The sequence below is a fragment of the Croceivirga sp. ABH4_376 genome, assembly GCF_056160685.1.
The window spans coordinates 216,938-233,800 of record NZ_JBSWXQ010000001.1; the positions used below are offsets into that span (position 1 = coordinate 216,938).

Genomic DNA, 16,863 nt, shown 5'->3' on the forward strand with positions numbered 1-16,863 from the left:
CTTTTTTAAATTCTAGTGTTGTTCTGTAGGCATCACGTAAACATCATTTACATTAGCTCTTTGTGGTTGTGCCATGGCATAATAAATAGCTTCTGCAATATCCTCTGCTTGTAGCGGAGTCATTTCTTGCATGTCTTTCATCATATCCAAAATATCATCGTCTGTAATGGTATCCGTTAGTTCTGTAGAGGTAAATCCCGGCTCTATAGACGTTACGTTAATACCATACTTAGGGGCCAATTCTTTACGCAAGCCTTCAGAGTACATTTTAATTGCCGCCTTTGTTGCGCAATACACCGTACCACCTGGAAAATAACTATGCGCCGCACTAGAAGATATATTGATGATATGACCACCTTTGTTTTCCATTAAAGTAGGTAACACTGCGGCTACACCGTTAAGAACCCCGTTAATGTTTACAGAAACCATTTGGTCCCATTCTTCCGTTTTTAATTTATCTATGTAAGACAGTGGCATTACACCAGCATTATTTATAATTCCGTTTATAGTCCCAAAAGCACTTTTTGCCTTTGCCGCCACTTGGCGCATATCGTCCTTATTGGTAACATCTGCTACTACCACTAGGGCTTCACCATCATTCTTTTTAATTTCATCTTGTAAATCTTGCAACTGCTCCTCTCTCCTAGCAGTAAGTACAACTTTGGCGCCTGCCTTTGCTAAGCGCTTTGCCGTTGCGGCACCAATACCACTAGAGGCACCTGTAATTACGATTACTTTATTCTCTAAATTCATAGCAATTTTCTTTTTTTACAAAGTTGCCACGAATTGAGCATGCCCTTTAGTGCGATTACCGTTTTCCTTGACGGATATGCTGAGAACACAGATTATATGGCCAGTCAAACTTTAGAATCGCAGACCACATTATTCTCTTGTTACGTATCTTACCAGTACTAAAACTGAACACAAATGAAACGAACTGCCTTATCCAATAGTAAAAATTGGATGCTATTACTGCTTACACTTAACTTAAGTCTATTATCCCTTACAGCACAAGAATTTGTTTATGGAGATCCTTTACCAGATGCGCCAGAATTGGCTCCTAGAGGAACATACACTGTAGGAGTAAAAACCATGCAATTTGAAAATCCTAATCAGGTAGATATTTTAAACTCCACGGGAGATAAAACGGTTAGGTACACTAGACCGTTAACCACAGAGGTTTGGTATCCGGTAAACAAAAAGGGAAACCGTGCTACCACAACATACCAAGATTATATGGGGTTTGCTGGCGACAGCCTTAGACCGCTGATACCCTTTACTTTTAAAGGTAGAGCATTGAGAGATGCTATCCCAGAAAAGCCTTTAGAGAAATATCCACTAGTTATTGTGTCTCATGGCTATGTTGGATCTAGGTACCTAATGACGTATTTAACGGAGAACTTAGCCTCCAAAGGTTATGTAGTAGTAGCTATAGCGCATACCGATAGTACTTTTAAAGATGCCAACGCCTTTTACAGCACCCTTTTAAACCGGCCGCTAGACATTAGATTTGTATTAAATACCATTGAAGCTATTTCTAAAAAAGGCTCCAATATGGTATTGGAAAATCTGGTAGATACCAATAACACTGCCTTAATAGGATATTCCATGGGTGGTTATGGCGTATTAAATGTTGCAGGTGGTGGTTATAGCGATGGTTTAGGCGCGTTTTTTAAAACGATGACTAAAGGGAGTGATGCTATTAGGGTGAATTTGGCTAGTAATGCTGACTACCAAAACCAAAAAGATGCCCGAATTAAAGCTGTAGTCGCTTTTGCTCCATGGGGAAAAGAAAGAGGAGTATGGACCGCAGATAATCTTAAAGGAATTACAGTGCCTACTTTTTTTATTACTGGTGATAAAGACGATATTTCTGGATACGAAAACGGGATTAAAGCAATTTATAAAGAAGCAATCAATAGCGATAGGTACTTGTTAACCTATGCCAATGCCAGACACAATGTGGCACCCAACCCTGCTCCTAAAGAAGCTTTAAATCTTGCATTGCATTTTGATGAATATTACCGCTATGCAGAACCTGCATGGGATTCCAGACGAATTAATAATATCAATCAGCATTTTATAACCGCGTTTTTGGGCCGTCATCTTAAAGGTGAAAACAATGATGCGTTTTTAGATTTAGAGACTAGCGATAACAAAACGGATTGGAAAGGATTTAAAGAAAGGTCTGTTACTGGTTTAGAGTTGTTACACCAAAAACCAGCAGAGTAAAATCTAGCTTTACATTACAACTATATACAAAACCCCATACTTTGATAATAAAGTATGGGGTTTGTTTTTGCTCATCTGCTCTATAAATTACAGAAGTTTTGTAAACAAACCCTATGGATTAATGCTCCAATAAATCTAGGCAAGACACTATTAACGGGCTATTTAGATGGCTCGGCCAAGTATCTGTCAAAATATTCTATTAGTTTACCAAAGAGGTAGCGGTCGTAATTGGGCTCACGACTCCATCCGTGTGTTGCTCCCGGTGCAAAAGCAAAATCGAAATTTTTACCCTGTTTAATTAATTCTTCTGCTAAAGTGGCCGTAGTCTTAAAAGGAACCACATGATCCTGCATACCGTGGATAAACAAGAGCTTATCTTGCAAATTGCCTGCGTACTTAATTGCTTTTCTTTCAAAAACTTCGGGATGTGTCTGTGGGGTACGCACGATAGCAACATCATCTGTACCAAAAAACACTGGGTCCACAGCCGCAGCTGCAGCAACGCCTACTTGGAATAATCCAGGCTTCTTTAATAACGAATACACAGAGAGCGTACCACCATAACTGCTGCCCCAGATACCAATACGATTGGGGTCTACGTAATCTAACGACTCTAAGTAAGCAACCGCACTTGCATAATCTTCTATGTCTTGGTCGGCAAAGCCTAACAGAAACGCTTCACGGAATGCCCTACCATAACCGTTACTGCCACGCGAATCTACCTGCACCACAATATACCCTTTATTCACCAACAGTTGCTGTACCAGACTGTAATTGCCAGCCCAGCGATTCCTAGCGGTATTGGAATATACAGGTCCAAAAACTACAGGATACTTTCTGCCTGGCTTCATGTTACTAGGTTTTAGTATACGTGCATGCAGCGTATAATCATCTACAAGACTGGGAAAAGTAACGTATGCTGCGCTTGTCCATGTTCTTTCCGTAAAGGCCGGTAAAGGCGAATGGGTTACTCGCTTAGCGTTGCCATTCTTATCGCTTATTGCATAGAGCTCATGGGGAGCAGTGTCGTTACTATGCAATACTGCCAAATTCTGGCCATCTGGTGAAGGATAACCAACGTTTTGGCCAGCTAAACGGGTTACTTGTTCCGGTTTACCACCGGATGCATCTAAACGATATACGTGCTGTTCGTACGGATTAACCCCATTACCTGTATAAAATAGCATATCGCCAGCAATGCTTGGCGCGGATAATGCATCGTAAGAAGGATCCGTTAGGAGTTTTGGATTACTTTTAGCGTTTAAGGGGTCAATGGTATAAAGCCCATAACGGTCATTCATATCACTTAAAAAAACAATCTGCTGCCCATCTGGATGCCAATTAGACCCAAAGGAGGTGTACATACGGCTCTCACGCACGCCATTCCAAATCTCACGGGCTTGGGATTCATCAGGAGCTACAACAAAAAGTTTACGATCTACAGCAGTATCAGAGGCAACATCAATAAGTAAAGAACCACTTGGCGACCAGTTAAAATCGATAATCTGATTCGCACTTGGGTCTGGCAAATCTAGATAGGTTATTTCTGTGTTTTCTATGTTGAGCAGTCCCACCCTACGTATCTCGTTGGCATCACCCGGGTAACTTCTGCGTACTTCATTGGGGTTGGTTTCTGCATCAAGATAATTGGGAAAAGGTACCTTTTTCATCTCACGCCTATCCACAGCATGAAAAACAATTTGTTTCCCATCTGGAGCCCATTTATAGGTTGGCCCACTCCAAATACCCGGACCAATTTCGCGCTCAGCTCTACTATAACGCCCTTTTCCTAGATTAGACAGACTTGCAATTCCAATTTTAGTAAGTTGATGGTTTTGTTTGGTGGTTAGGTCCGCAAGCCACAAATCACTCTTGCTAATATATGCCAACTGATTGCCGTTTGGGGATATGGACAAGTGATGCGCACCTTCCATTACTGGCATCAATTCTACATCTTCTCCATTACGCAGTCCTGTTTGCCATAGATTGTTACCGCGTAGACTAATAAGGGTATTTTTATTTACCCAGACCATATCGCGCACTGGCGCAGATTCGGTATTGGATAAAAGGCGCATGGTATTCCCATCTTTTGAGGATATCCACAAACCTCGACCTGAGGTGCCCGGTTTGCTCCAAGAGAAGGCAAAGTGCTCGCTGTTGGGTGCCCAAACAGGTTTTGATGGCGTTGTTCCTGTAAGTTTTGGGGTGTCAAAGATAGCGTTAAGTGTGAGGGCTGTTTCTTGTGCTGTAACGGTTAATGTTATCGCTATTAAAAAGCCCGTAATTGCCCACTTTTGCCAAAAAGAAATATAGTTCATGCGTTTACTTCAAAAAAAAATTAGCTAAAAATCTACTTATTGCATCATAATCATATGGTCTGCATTACCCGTCATTTCCCACTGGGTTAACACTACAGGGATATTACCAATGCCATTGATGCCATCAAAAAATTCACTGAGTTCAAAGGTTTCTCCCTTTTGCTCTTTGCTATGCGCATATGCGGCCATTGCGGCTTCTAACAAGTATTTTCCTGTAATATAGCTGGTACCATAACCCGGCTGTCTTAAATACAAGTGCTGCTCAAATATCAATAGTTCTTTTTCCGTTTTCATCCACCCTCTAGGGGTATATTCTGAGTGTATACTTCCAGCTTCTTCCATAGTCATTTCATTGGCATGCGCATAAAGCGAACCTAGTCCTCTGGCAGCCCTTTGTGCCATCATAATATAGACGATCTCCCGTACTCTAGGGTCATCGTCATACAAGCCAGCATCCATAAACATTTCTTCTACAGCCGTGGCCGTACCCTCATTTCTAGAATCGAAGATATTGTACAACAATGGGCCTTTTCTAATTGCACTTGGGTTAGGCTCATTTTCCATTCTAGCCAGTTCAAACCAGTGGTAAAAGTGAGAAAATAGTGGGCGAGGGTCATAATGCGATGTGATGTAAAAAAAGTTTCTTGTTTCCTCTGGAACAAACGTGCCTAAGTGCTCTCTTAAAGCAGGCTCAAAATAATCTTTAACCGTTAAAATTTCTTCCTGCGCTAAAAAGTTCATGAAGCTTTTGGCTGCGCGATTGGCCAAGGCATCATAACGCTCTGGCGTATCTGCGGCTATTAATTGCGGGAGATTACGATTGCGATGTTCTTCCAATTTTAATGCCGACCACGCACGGGCAAGTTCTCTTTTGAGAATCATTACTTCGTCTTCCCAAGTAAGCGGAACCAAATGCACATTTTGCATATACCAGGTATAATTCTCTTTACCAATACCTGAAGGACCTGTTTTCTTATCGGATTGCGCTTCTAGCCATTCTACCAGTTGATTTGTGGATGTCTGGGCTTTATCCATAGCAGCCATCACGGCTTTATCAGCAGCTACTCCTGCAGCATTTTTCATTTTTTCTAGTACTTCTGATTGGGTTTTAATATCTCTGATACCCGTTATCCAAAGGTCTTTGGCATTACCTGTTAGGTTGATTTTGGCTTGTGTGTTTAGTGATGGAATCACGGCCAGCTCCTTGAGCATTTTTGTTCGTGCAGCATCGCTCAGCGGAAATTCATAGGTCCATAACTCCAACGTACCATGATGCGTGGGACCTTCATGCGCTGGCACATCACTTTTGGCGGTCCAAATGGTTTTATAGAACGCTGGGTCTCGCTCCCATGGTTTTAGTACACGATGGTTAAAATCAAAACCGTTCATCTCTGCCCAAACTACCATCCAATCCACTTTATTAGGGATGGACCAGCCCGTAGTATCAATTGCCGCATGGCGTGCTCGTAATTGGTCAAAAACCGGCATTCGTTGGGCAAACGTAGCTTTTTTATAATCGGGTGCACCATCATGTGCCGGAGGCGTTTCAAAGCTTCTCCAATCACTAAACAGTGCTACTAAATCCTGATAATCGTTGGTGGTCTGTTGTTCCGTTTTGGTTTGCTCGCTCTTTTCTTTCTTATCGGTTTTACAACTGAACAATAGCATTAGTAAAAAAGGGAGAAGGACGGTAGTGGTTCTCATATAGTCTTGGTGGTTTTAATTTGTTTGGTGCCTAAGCAGGATAATAACCGGATTTACCTTAACACATGGATTATTACGGAAATATACCAAAATCGTGTTACAATATTGCAAGAAAGCTCTTTTCCCTAGGTCTTGGAGCATCTTGAATTAGGCGGGTCCAAGCTTTAGGTGAAGTGGCCTATTGGCGTACTACTGAAACTTGAAATGGGAATACATCATGTTTTTAGGTTTACGGCTTCACTTTTAAGTCCCAATTTAATTCCCGCCTCTGTAATAGGAGGGACCAAATACACCGTTTTGACCTACTACTAATGGAGTCATTGAAGTACCATACTTAAAAACAGGGTTTAACCAATCTATACTACCATTATTGGCATTTAATGCGATTAATCCTGAATTGTTTTCGATTTCATCCGTATAATTAATGGCATGCCCATGATAAAATAACTGTCCGTTGGCGTATACAGGATTGTTGTCTACGGAGATATCATCCCTATACCATAGTTGTTCACCATCAATCAAAGAAACTGCATAAGGTCTTACATCATTAAAAGTTAAACTATTACCTCGGTCATAAAGACCATAAACCACGTTCTCTACAATAATTGGCGCCCATATGGCTTTAAAACCTGTTTCAATTTCCCATTGTAATTGACCCGTCTGGGCATCCAGACAGAAAAGCGAAGCATATACGGTATCCCTCAGAGGCTCTCCTTGTACTACTAACCTGTTGTTAAGAATATGTACATCTCCTAGTCTTTTAGCTTCAAAAACCCATAAAACCGCTAAGCTTTGTAAATCTATTGCGTATAAATTTCTAGCAGATATGTAAAGAACATCGTTTACAATTAAAGGTTCATTAATGGTTTGTATATCTTCTGGAAACTCAATCTTTTGTAATAACTGCCCTGTTGCCTTATCTAAAATATGTAAATAGACGGGGAAATACCCATAAAAGCTTTCTTCTGACAGCACAAACACCTTATCTCCATGTACTACAGGGGTCACATTCTCGTTTAAGCCATTATCCAAATCGCCACTGATATCTGTTGAATAATACCATAAAAGTTCTCCTGTATTTTGATTTAAAGCTACTACAACACCATAGTTGCCAGACGCATAGCATATGCCGTCTACACAAGCAGGCGGTGTTATTCCATAACTACTTGTATTGTAATTGAGCATTGGGGTACTCCACAGTAGATTTTTATTGGCCAAATTTATAGCGTTTACAGCATTATTATTTGTAGTAACATATAAGTTGCCATCATCATAATCTGCAAGTCTGACAAGATCTGTTGAATTGGGAAAGGTGTAAATACTTTCTTCCTCCCCTGTTTTAGCATTTACAGCATATAACTTTTCATCTAAAGAAGTAATAATAAAGTCATTGTTGGTAGGGTCACCAGATACTAATGGTGCTTTAGTATCCACATCTTCCTTGTCCTTTCCTGTAACATTCTCTAGGTCATTTTCTTTAGAGCATGCTATAGCTAAAACCATTAACAGACCTACAACTAATTTTCTGGTAGTTGAGTTGCGATTTAAATTGAAAATATACATGTCAATATATTTGTTACTATTAACTAATAAAACTATAACACCCTTTTATACAACCCTTTATTAAGTTATTACTATACTATTATGAAATGGATAACTATTACAATTTTGTATAACTATTAACCATAATGTAAACTGACTATCCTGTTAAAGTCCTTCAGCATGTTTAAAATCCGAGATTTGTTTTTCAAATTTTAAGCTGTCTTTAAATGCGCATAGATTACCATCTGGGTCCGTAAATTTGGCAATTGTACCCCAAGTATGCTCTTGATAATCTACTGCTACATTATTCAAAATCAACTTATCTGCAAGTATTTTTACGTTTGGGACATTCATCCGTAAGCACATTTTTGTCCGTTCTGTTCCGGTTTCTTGCCCATCATATGCATCATCCAATTCTACCATTAGGTATGCTTGTCCAAATTCAAAACAGGTTAAGTTTTCACTTTCAAACATTTTTTTTAGTCCTAACATCTGTTCATAAAACGCCACGCATTTATCGTATTCTAGGGTATATAGTATTATTCCAGTGCGGTCAAATTCCATTATATTTTTTTTGTTTATCTGTTTGTTTGCAAGGGTCTAAGTTATAACTACCTGCATGGGTTAACTCTAACTTTACAGGTGCACACCAAACTATATAGCTGTGAGAGATTTAGCTAACATAAGTAGACCCCTATTTAATGCAGAAATTTGTTGGTTTTTACCTCAGTTCTTTGTTGTATGCCGTTTTTTTTCGTAACTAATAAGATTCTAGTTTCCGTTTAATTCTTCAAATTCAGATTCCGAAATAGTTCTTTAAATTATTTTTGTGCTGATATTTAATTGAGTTCGTTTGATTTTGGACAGTGTAATTTAAAAAAAGAGTTTTCCTTTCCGCCTATTATATTCAATTTCGCTTTTTTTTTCACTTCTAATTACGAACAGTTTTGAAATTTCCGAAAATTAAAGAAGTAAGTAAAAGTCCGATTCCAATTCCGATAAAAGAACCCTTTGCAAAATCAGGTAATTCAAAAAAGTGAGATAAAATTTGTGAAGTTGCAATTACAAGCATTCCAATTGATAATAAAATTAATGCTCTTCTTTTCGTTATTTTTTTCATTTGATTATAGATTTTAAAAAATTAGTAACTCAATTAAAGTATTTGTTACATTAAGATTTTAGTTTCACACGTTTCGGCTAAATTGTTGCCAACAATTGAATATCCTTCATGTGATGGATATATACCATTATTTTTAGATATCCGTAATAACGGATATCTCTTTTGGATAAAACTTCTAAATCTTAGACGGGCAGAAAATCCTTTTTTGAACTTTCCTCCAACTTACAGCTTCTGAATCATCAATTGCAGAAAACGGGGAAGGTTACATTTTTAGAGATTGCTACAATTACAAGAAGGCTATCCTCTTAGACGCGATGCCTGATGGGATATTAAAAAAAGTAATACTTAAATTTTTAACCACCCATAAATTAAATTACAAGCTAAGATTGTTTACATGGCCCACACGGTACAGCTTCATTCAGATTATCTTGATTTAGTGTATATGTATTTTTTTACTGATTCTTTATGTACTCAGCATTCAATTGTTTTAAGCCAGCGATATTTCTCTCCAAAACAACTTCTACATCTTCTGTTTTAATATGCCCCAATATACCCCATGGCCCATTATAGCCTTGCTTTTTAAGGCTTTTAATCATATCTAATTCATGTTTACCATCCCCTATTGGCGCTATTTCTGGGCCGCCCTTAGCCATTCCATTTAAGTTTACATAAGATAGATATGGTGTGATTTTCTTGGCAATTGCATTAAAATCTTGGATATGCTCATGAGCATGATGAAAATTATATACTATGGAAATGGAATCATCTTTTATTTGCTCTATAATTTTAATTTGATTTTCTGGCTCACCAAACCAACCTCCGTGATTGTACAAAGCAATTTTGCACCCTAATTCATCTGCTTTTGCTTTAATAAACTTTACCATTTTAATTGAAAAATCTAAAGACGCTTCATCACTAAGATTTTTAAAATAATTGTTACTAAAGCTCAACCAAATAGTTGGTTTCTGTTCTGCTTTTTTTAAGTTGCTAAGTAATTCTTCATTGGCTTCACTCAATTTGCCTATGCTGTCTCTAGTAGCATTTAACCAAAGTAATACAGATACTATTTCTATATTATTTTCCTTTGCCAAATTAAATTCTTTCTGCATTTGACTGTAATCTCCATCCCCTTTATTATAGCCGTATTTATGAAACCCCATCTTATTAAGTAGTTCTATACGCTGTTCTGGTGTTCTTTCTAATGCATCAAACCCTTTTATACACCAAGGTGTTAAATCACTGGTATTTACCAGTTGTTCTGGCTTTGTTTCACAAGAACAAATTTGTAGCAATACTACAATTAGAATTGTACTAATTCTTAGGCTTTTCATTTTACTTAATTTAACTTTAATAACTGAAAAATAACAACTTATAACAATAATACAACAAAACGCTAACCTCTAACTCTAGTTGTAAAATCTTAGCTTAGAAAGCAACCAATTGCCATTGGGCTGTTAGCAATAGATTATGTACTAAATCTTTTAAATCTTTCACTCTTTAAATGGCTCCAATCTTCTTTTATCATACTATAGTATACATCGTTTTTACTTTTACCTTCTGTGTCAACATAGTTGTTTCTAAACAAACCTTCTTTTGTTGCTCCAAGTTTTTCTATGGCCTTTTGTGAGCGTATATTTTCTTCGTCTGCACTAAATTGTATTCTTCTAAAGCCGATGGTTTCAAAACCAAATTTTAACAATTCGTATATACAGGCTGCATTTAATCCCGTTCCTTGAAAATCTTTTCCGTACCAAGTCCAACTGTTAGAAAATAACAAGTCAAGAAAAGTAGGAGTGAAATTATAATCCAGAACCAATTTCGTTTCCACATTTTATTTTCAAAATTATACACAACGGTTAGTATATGAAAAGTAGGCGATTTTAAAGAACTAAATTTTTGGTTAATAGCAAAGTTTCATACGAGCCAAAAGCTGCATATTTATTTATTGCTTCGCCTATTTTTTATATACCATGTTACAATGAGTTTCTTATACTATTCAGATATTCAATGTTCATTTTAAAGCGATTTTTATTTAGTTTTGGCTTATACTTACCAAAGCTATTATCTAAAAGATAGTAGGCTTCAAGAAAATCATTTTCATTTTTGAATAAGCTTTTCCAACAATTTAATTTTTTATCTTTTAAGCCTCTGATCATAACTCCGTTTCCATAAAATTTTAATGGCGAGCAGTTGAATTCAGAATTTATATTTAAACGTTTTTCTCTATTCATTAAAGCATCTTCAAATACTTTTATCAAGTAATCTATATGAGATTTAAGCCTTTCTTTTGGACTTTCAATTTCAAATCTCCATTCATTATTTTTGGGAATCTTAGACATTGATTGATTTCTTTTTTTGTTAACATATAGAGTATCTAATTCCCATATGGTTGGAAACTCTTTCGGTCTTATAACAAAAAAACTTTTATCGTCAATAGAATTATACTCTAGGATTAAACTTTTATAACTTTCTTCTAATGGAATGTCGTAGGCTACAATTGATGACTTTTTTGAAATTAAAAGCTTTATATTATTGTTATCAATTATAGAATATGTGCCAATAAAATAATATGGATAAAAGTAAAAGCTAAAATTATTATCTTTATAAAAAGAGACGAAACCACCTTCGTGAAATTTAGACCATGATTTTTGTCCTTTTAAATAGAGCTGTTCTTCTAAGTTTTTTCTAAATTTTTCTTTCTCGAATTTAGTGTAATTATTATACTCTTCAATGAATTCTGTATTTCCTGCTTTTTTCAAATATTCTTGTACGGCATAATCAGAAGAAAACATTTTCACTGATTTTTTATAATAAGTTTGGTCAGCCATATCGTACATTTCCCAATCTCCCACTAATTCATCTTTCTTGTCAGAACATGATATTAATGTCAATATAATTATGACAATATAATTCTTAAAATAATTTTTCTTCATAATTCATTGTAACGGTTCGGCTATGCGTAGTGCGGGATTTTAAGGCACTTAACTTTCCTAATACCGATAAGTTTGATTAATGTAATAGCTTTAATATTTGCAGTTTAGCCCGCATTACGTATAGGTTTTGTTACCTGTAGGCTTTTTGATTTTCAGCAATTTTGTATTTCGTTCAAAGCATAATTAGAGTTGCTATAGATTATTTAACGGGATTGCGATACCGAGAGCGGTTCTCAAGCCTGTCCAATTTGTTTTGACCTTTTCACCGGCATTGTTTTCTAAGTGAAAATCGCTGTTCTCTTGAAACATCAGGGTTCCTCCAAAAGATAAATCAACACCTACCGATGCCTTGATAATCAAAAATGATAACGGATATTCATAAATTACCCGTGCCCCAACACCCAAGTTTATCGATTGAAAATCTATATTTTCTTCTGTTATGGCATCTAATATCTCGGTATAGTTCTCTAAAATCATTGTTGAGAACATTCCAAATCCACGCAAACCAAGAGTGAAATTGCTATCTGTTTTATTGAAAGGCACTAAATATTCAGCACCTAAAGTATATCCTTTTATAGATTCCGTAATTCGCACGACACCAGAAAAATCCGAATACGACAGTTTTCCACCTGTGGTATTGTAGCTCCCAAAAACAAGCACATTGGCCTTTACTATTTCATAGCCCAAAGTAAAACCGATGTTTCCCGGAAAATCGTCGGTTGTTTGAATCGGAATTTCTGGCAAATCAGCTTTAAACTCTTCTTGAAAATTTGAGAGCGATTTATGGGAAAACGTATTGTAGTTGGCTTCAAAAACAATCTTTCCGTTTTGAGCAAATGAAACAAAGGAACATACCAGTGAAAAAAATAAAAGCGTTTTTTTCATAAACCTTATTAATATAGATTAGTTTTTAGATGATACCCATCTGAATCAATTATATAACCATTAAAATACCAGTATCTGGTATCCTGTGTTGAATAAATTCTCATTTCGGAGGTATTACCAGACAAATCGGTTTTGGTGGCCCTAATGCCACCAGAATTGAAGTAACCAATTGTGAAAACCTCTGAATCTTCAGTATAGTTTATTTCCCTAAACGTATGGCCAGCGTCCCGTAACCTACTTCTACTAGCAATTTTGGTAGCCACATTGTATTCTTGGCCCGTCCAATTTCTCGTATAATTACCAAAGCATAAATTCTCGTCATCATTACCAAATTCAACATATTCCACATCAACATCAATATAGGAGTTTAGATCATCGTAAAGTAAAAATGAACCCCCGGTATTTTCATAAAGTATACCATCAACAGAAAAATAGGATGTAGACCTACCTATAGAGAAATATTCGTTTTTCTGTTGTTGTATTATTATATTTTTTGATGGAATATCATAAGCGGTAACCAATTGGTTTAAATCGTCATCTACAAAAAGTAGATTTCCTCTAACGAAAGCTACCGAGTTCAAACTATGCGTGCCATATTCGCTTATAGTATAAGAATCAGAAACGCTACCTAAACTTATATCATAGGCAATAGCCTGTTCATTGGAGTCAACATAAAAGTAATCTTGGTTTTCATCTAATTCAATACTTTTAAAAACGCTTGAGCCCGAAATACTACTAAAACTTAGCGTTTCCTTTAACTGAAACTCACTATTGTAAACTTTGACGCTATTTTCTTCTAAAAGATAAAATTCATCATGTTTTGAGGAATAGACAACATCTACAATTTGTTCTATATTTAATTTTGTTCCTAGTCTATGATTTAGATAATGTACCTGAGTAGCAAAAATACTGGAACCTGTTCTGAAGTAGAAAGACATGTCACTTGGCCCAAAATGGTATCCATCTAAAGCTACTGTGCCACCTTTTGGGTCTAACGATTTCTTTAAAGTAGTTACACCACCACTGAACGAACGTTGAAACCAAACATAATATTCTTCAAAATTACTATATAAAGGGTGTTCGCTAAATTCAATTTCAAAATCTGTTCCATTGATAAGATTTACTGATAGTACTTCTATCTGGTCCATTATAAGCGGAATTTCAGCTCCGTTCTTTTCTTCAAATTCATTTACTACCCTAATATGATAAATAGGGTCGTAGAGCACGGTTAGAGTATCATTAAAAACTCCGTTTTCTATAATCTCATCAGATAAACTAATTTCATTGCTTATATATTCGTAGCCATCTGAACTTCTATGGGTTACCACCAAATAAACATCATTTTCCTGGTAATCTGGTACTTCATTCCAATAAAGAAAAATTGTTCCATCAACAACTTCAACACGTTCTATTTCAAAAGGATTAGATAGTGATTTGTTGACCGTAAAAGGATAAAGATCTAATTTCGTAAAAGCTTCCGCGTCTAAGATGTTTGCTAAACTACCAGAGTTTGTAGCATAGGAATATGATACTTCCAAAAGATGTTCGCCATCTTCAATAGTATTTAAATCTAATATAAAAGAACCTGAATAATTTGAGGTACCCTCAATTAAGGCACCATCAAGATAAATAGAGATATTGTAGAGTGTGTTTCTTGAATTTGGGAATTGATAAAGAATCTCCCTGGATGAAATTAGAACTTCATCCTTTTGAAGATTAGTTAATATAACATTTAAATCTACCTCTTGTAGTTCAATGTCATTATAATAATCATCGGAAAATTGATACTCACAGCTAAAAAATAGAACAGCTATTGCAATCGACAAGTACCTTATAGATTTATTTTTCATTAATATGTCCGTAAATTTGTTTTAACCAAAATAGCAAGAGAAAAACTTTAAAAATCACTTTTTCGGTCATAATCTTACTTTTTTAGCTTACAGGTAACGTTTAGTATATGAAGCGTAGCCTTCCGTTAGGCGGCTATGATTTCATATACAGTGTTATGCATTTTTTTCTTTTATTTCTCCAAATATTTCCATGTCATAATCGTATCCTACCTCACCTGGAAAAAGTCCATTTAAATCGGGATAAATTACCTGAACAGAGTCAAAGCCAATTCCATCATAAAGTCTCAAGGATGCTAATACTTTTTCCTCAATTAATGAAGTTTCAACGGGAATTAAATAAACTAAAAATCTATCAATTAGATTATCCAGTTTCTCGTTGAAAGGAATTGATTTGTCTTTAAAAATCTCAGCGTAATTAGTGATTATCGTATTAGTCAAACCATTTGGTAATCCTGAAACAAAAACTTCTGGAATTCCGAAATTTTTGTATAAACCTGTTGAATATCCGAAAGGAGTGAAGTCTTTTTCCTCCATTACATAAGTCACGTGATAACCATATTTTTCTATGTCATCGTCAATTCGCTTCAAGAATAAGCGTTTCTTCTCCTCATCAATATTGTCCATTATTTAAAGTATATGAGCTTGATTTAATTATGCATAACGGTTAGGCTAAGATTTCGTTGCGGAATTTCACGCAGTGAACATTCCGCCGTAGTCTTAAAGATAGCTATTTGCCAGGAATTTCCATTTTGGAAATTCCGCCGCAATGAATTTTAGCCTGTGTTGTAACACGTTTTTATTTCAAAAATTCTAAGTCTAGATATATATTTTTCCTGTCGTCGGGGTCAATATAAAGAAAGGTTTTCTTTTTTAGAGCGAGATGAATTTTTAGGTTGTCCGTGTCCATTTTAATAGATTCTCGATAGGTAATTGTTTTTCCTTTGAAGGTTTTTTTTAGTGATATCTGATTAAAAGTCCTGTTTACTAATTTAAAATTCCTGTCTCCTCTCCCCACCAGTTCATTAAGTCCAGCGTATCGTGTATTGTCCGTTATAATTTTTTCCTGCCATGAGCTCGAATTTATCTTAACCTTTTCTAGGTCTATCTCGATTTTTTGCCCATTTTTTTTTAACTCTTCAATTCTTTTCTGGTTTTCTGTTGTCTTTTTTCTTTTATTCAAGTTTGTTTTAAAAATCCAAAATACAAATGGACTAATGAAAACAATTCCCAAAAGAATAAAGTAGGGATTTATATCCCCTGTTGGTTTCCATCTTCCACGATAACCAAGTCCCGCAATTATAGCAACAAATCCAATCCATACAATTCCAAATAAGGTGTAAGCCTTTAAAGAATTTAAAATGTCCTTAATTTTCATGGTTGGGTAAAATGTGTTACAACGGTCTCGTATAACCGTCAGTTACGGGTTTATAAACGTTAATTTTCGGTTTGGCACAGACTTTAGCAATTCCGAGTGGATTCGGACGTAGTCGAATCCGCCGTAATTGCGGTTATACATTGTTGTGCATAGTTTTTAATTTCTCTTTTAAATTTTCTATCATTCCACTCAAAAGTAAATTAAAATACTCTTTAGAGGCTTCTAAATTTTTAAGTTGAATTTTATAATTTTCCTTTTCACCAAAATTTCCAAATAAAGTTAAACTCTTATGTAATTCTAAAACAAATTCATCTGTTTCTGCTCCATAAACTCCAATCCAAAATGCTCCGTGTTCATCATCCATTTGTTCAATATCTTTCAGGGCTTTTAGTAAATCGGATTCAACAATATTCTCTTTATCGTAACCTCCTGCATATTGAATGTAAGAGCCTTCTATTTCTATTTTATTCATCCAGTTCAGTTATTGATTCCGCTATTTTTTCCGTTTGTCCCATTTCGTGATTCCAGAAGTGAATTTCATCAGTTAAAACTCCATTTCCGTTATGGGTTAAGATTATTAGGTTTCCAAATCCGTCAGAGCCGATTGCGATTCCATTTTCTGGAAATCCATTCCATTCACGAGCATTCTTTGTTTCAAGTCCGATATGATTACAAGTTCGACTTATTCTTTTACGGTCAGTTTTGTCAAAAAAAGGGAAAAGTTCAAATTCATATTTGTCCGTCACTAATTCTCCACCATTTGATTTAATCATACGGTTTTTAAATTCAGATGGGAATTTTACGTTCAAATCCGATTCAGTTTCTTTTATATATTTTTCTTCTAATGGAAATGGCATTTTGCGGTTTGGTTAAATTATGCACAACGGTTCGGCTAAGCGTAGTG

General features: G+C 35.9%; 16 protein-coding genes. 1 reads left to right on the forward strand and 15 read right to left on the reverse strand.

Going from position 1 to position 16,863, the window contains the following annotated elements:
- Positions 1-12 precede the first annotated feature (12 nt).
- A complete protein-coding gene (locus tag ACXAGS_RS00895) occupies positions 13-753 on the reverse strand; it encodes an SDR family oxidoreductase (RefSeq protein WP_474903751.1) in 741 nt (246 codons plus the stop codon).
- 174 nt (positions 754-927) lie between these two features.
- Between ACXAGS_RS00895 and ACXAGS_RS00900 the strand changes: the two genes are divergently transcribed.
- Positions 928-2,232, forward strand: coding sequence for an alpha/beta hydrolase family protein (locus ACXAGS_RS00900; RefSeq protein ID WP_474903752.1), 1,305 nt, complete (start codon positions 928-930; stop codon positions 2,230-2,232).
- 158 nt (positions 2,233-2,390) lie between these two features.
- Here the strand turns inward: ACXAGS_RS00900 and ACXAGS_RS00905 are convergent, their stop codons facing one another.
- The 14 genes from ACXAGS_RS00905 to ACXAGS_RS00970 all read right to left on the reverse strand — a co-directional run bounded on the left by ACXAGS_RS00905 (position 2,391) and on the right by ACXAGS_RS00970 (position 16,816).
- Positions 2,391-4,550 (reverse strand): prolyl oligopeptidase family serine peptidase, encoded by a 2,160-nt coding sequence (locus ACXAGS_RS00905; RefSeq protein WP_474903754.1) that lies wholly within the window; start codon positions 4,548-4,550, stop codon positions 2,391-2,393.
- Between the two features lie 36 nt (positions 4,551-4,586).
- On the reverse strand, positions 4,587-6,254 hold the full coding sequence (locus ACXAGS_RS00910) for a hypothetical protein (RefSeq protein WP_474903756.1): 1,668 nt from the start codon (positions 6,252-6,254) through the stop codon (positions 4,587-4,589).
- Between the two features lie 255 nt (positions 6,255-6,509).
- Positions 6,510-7,817, reverse strand: coding sequence for an outer membrane protein assembly factor BamB family protein (locus ACXAGS_RS00915; protein ID WP_474903758.1), 1,308 nt, complete (start codon positions 7,815-7,817; stop codon positions 6,510-6,512).
- Between the two features lie 144 nt (positions 7,818-7,961).
- The gene (locus ACXAGS_RS00920) at positions 7,962-8,360 is read right to left on the reverse strand and encodes a VOC family protein (protein ID WP_474903760.1); all 399 of its coding nucleotides are present in this window, start codon (positions 8,358-8,360) and stop codon (positions 7,962-7,964) included.
- 367 nt (positions 8,361-8,727) lie between these two features.
- Complete coding sequence (locus ACXAGS_RS00925) at positions 8,728-8,916, reverse strand: hypothetical protein (RefSeq protein ID WP_474903762.1); 189 nt, start codon at positions 8,914-8,916, stop codon at positions 8,728-8,730.
- A gap of 452 nt (positions 8,917-9,368) precedes the next feature.
- Positions 9,369-10,247 (reverse strand): sugar phosphate isomerase/epimerase family protein, encoded by an 879-nt coding sequence (locus tag ACXAGS_RS00930; RefSeq protein ID WP_474903764.1) that lies wholly within the window; start codon positions 10,245-10,247, stop codon positions 9,369-9,371.
- Positions 10,248-10,381: 134 nt separating this feature from the next.
- Positions 10,382-10,744: a GNAT family N-acetyltransferase gene (locus ACXAGS_RS00935; RefSeq protein WP_474903765.1), complete on the reverse strand. Its 363-nt coding sequence runs from the start codon at positions 10,742-10,744 to the stop codon at positions 10,382-10,384.
- 145 nt (positions 10,745-10,889) lie between these two features.
- Positions 10,890-11,849 (reverse strand): hypothetical protein, encoded by a 960-nt coding sequence (locus ACXAGS_RS00940; RefSeq protein ID WP_474903767.1) that lies wholly within the window; start codon positions 11,847-11,849, stop codon positions 10,890-10,892.
- A gap of 192 nt (positions 11,850-12,041) precedes the next feature.
- Positions 12,042-12,734: a hypothetical protein gene (locus tag ACXAGS_RS00945; protein ID WP_474903769.1), complete on the reverse strand. Its 693-nt coding sequence runs from the start codon at positions 12,732-12,734 to the stop codon at positions 12,042-12,044.
- Between the two features lie 8 nt (positions 12,735-12,742).
- Positions 12,743-14,584: a hypothetical protein gene (locus ACXAGS_RS00950; RefSeq protein WP_474903771.1), complete on the reverse strand. Its 1,842-nt coding sequence runs from the start codon at positions 14,582-14,584 to the stop codon at positions 12,743-12,745.
- 153 nt (positions 14,585-14,737) lie between these two features.
- Positions 14,738-15,208, reverse strand: coding sequence for a DUF4262 domain-containing protein (locus tag ACXAGS_RS00955; protein WP_474903772.1), 471 nt, complete (start codon positions 15,206-15,208; stop codon positions 14,738-14,740).
- A gap of 172 nt (positions 15,209-15,380) precedes the next feature.
- Positions 15,381-15,959 (reverse strand): hypothetical protein, encoded by a 579-nt coding sequence (locus tag ACXAGS_RS00960; RefSeq protein WP_474903773.1) that lies wholly within the window; start codon positions 15,957-15,959, stop codon positions 15,381-15,383.
- A gap of 133 nt (positions 15,960-16,092) precedes the next feature.
- Positions 16,093-16,431 (reverse strand): hypothetical protein, encoded by a 339-nt coding sequence (locus ACXAGS_RS00965; protein ID WP_474903775.1) that lies wholly within the window; start codon positions 16,429-16,431, stop codon positions 16,093-16,095.
- Positions 16,424-16,816 (reverse strand): SMI1/KNR4 family protein, encoded by a 393-nt coding sequence (locus ACXAGS_RS00970; protein WP_474903777.1) that lies wholly within the window; start codon positions 16,814-16,816, stop codon positions 16,424-16,426. The genes ACXAGS_RS00965 and ACXAGS_RS00970 overlap by 8 nt, the downstream gene beginning before the upstream one ends.
- Positions 16,817-16,863 lie beyond the last annotated feature (47 nt).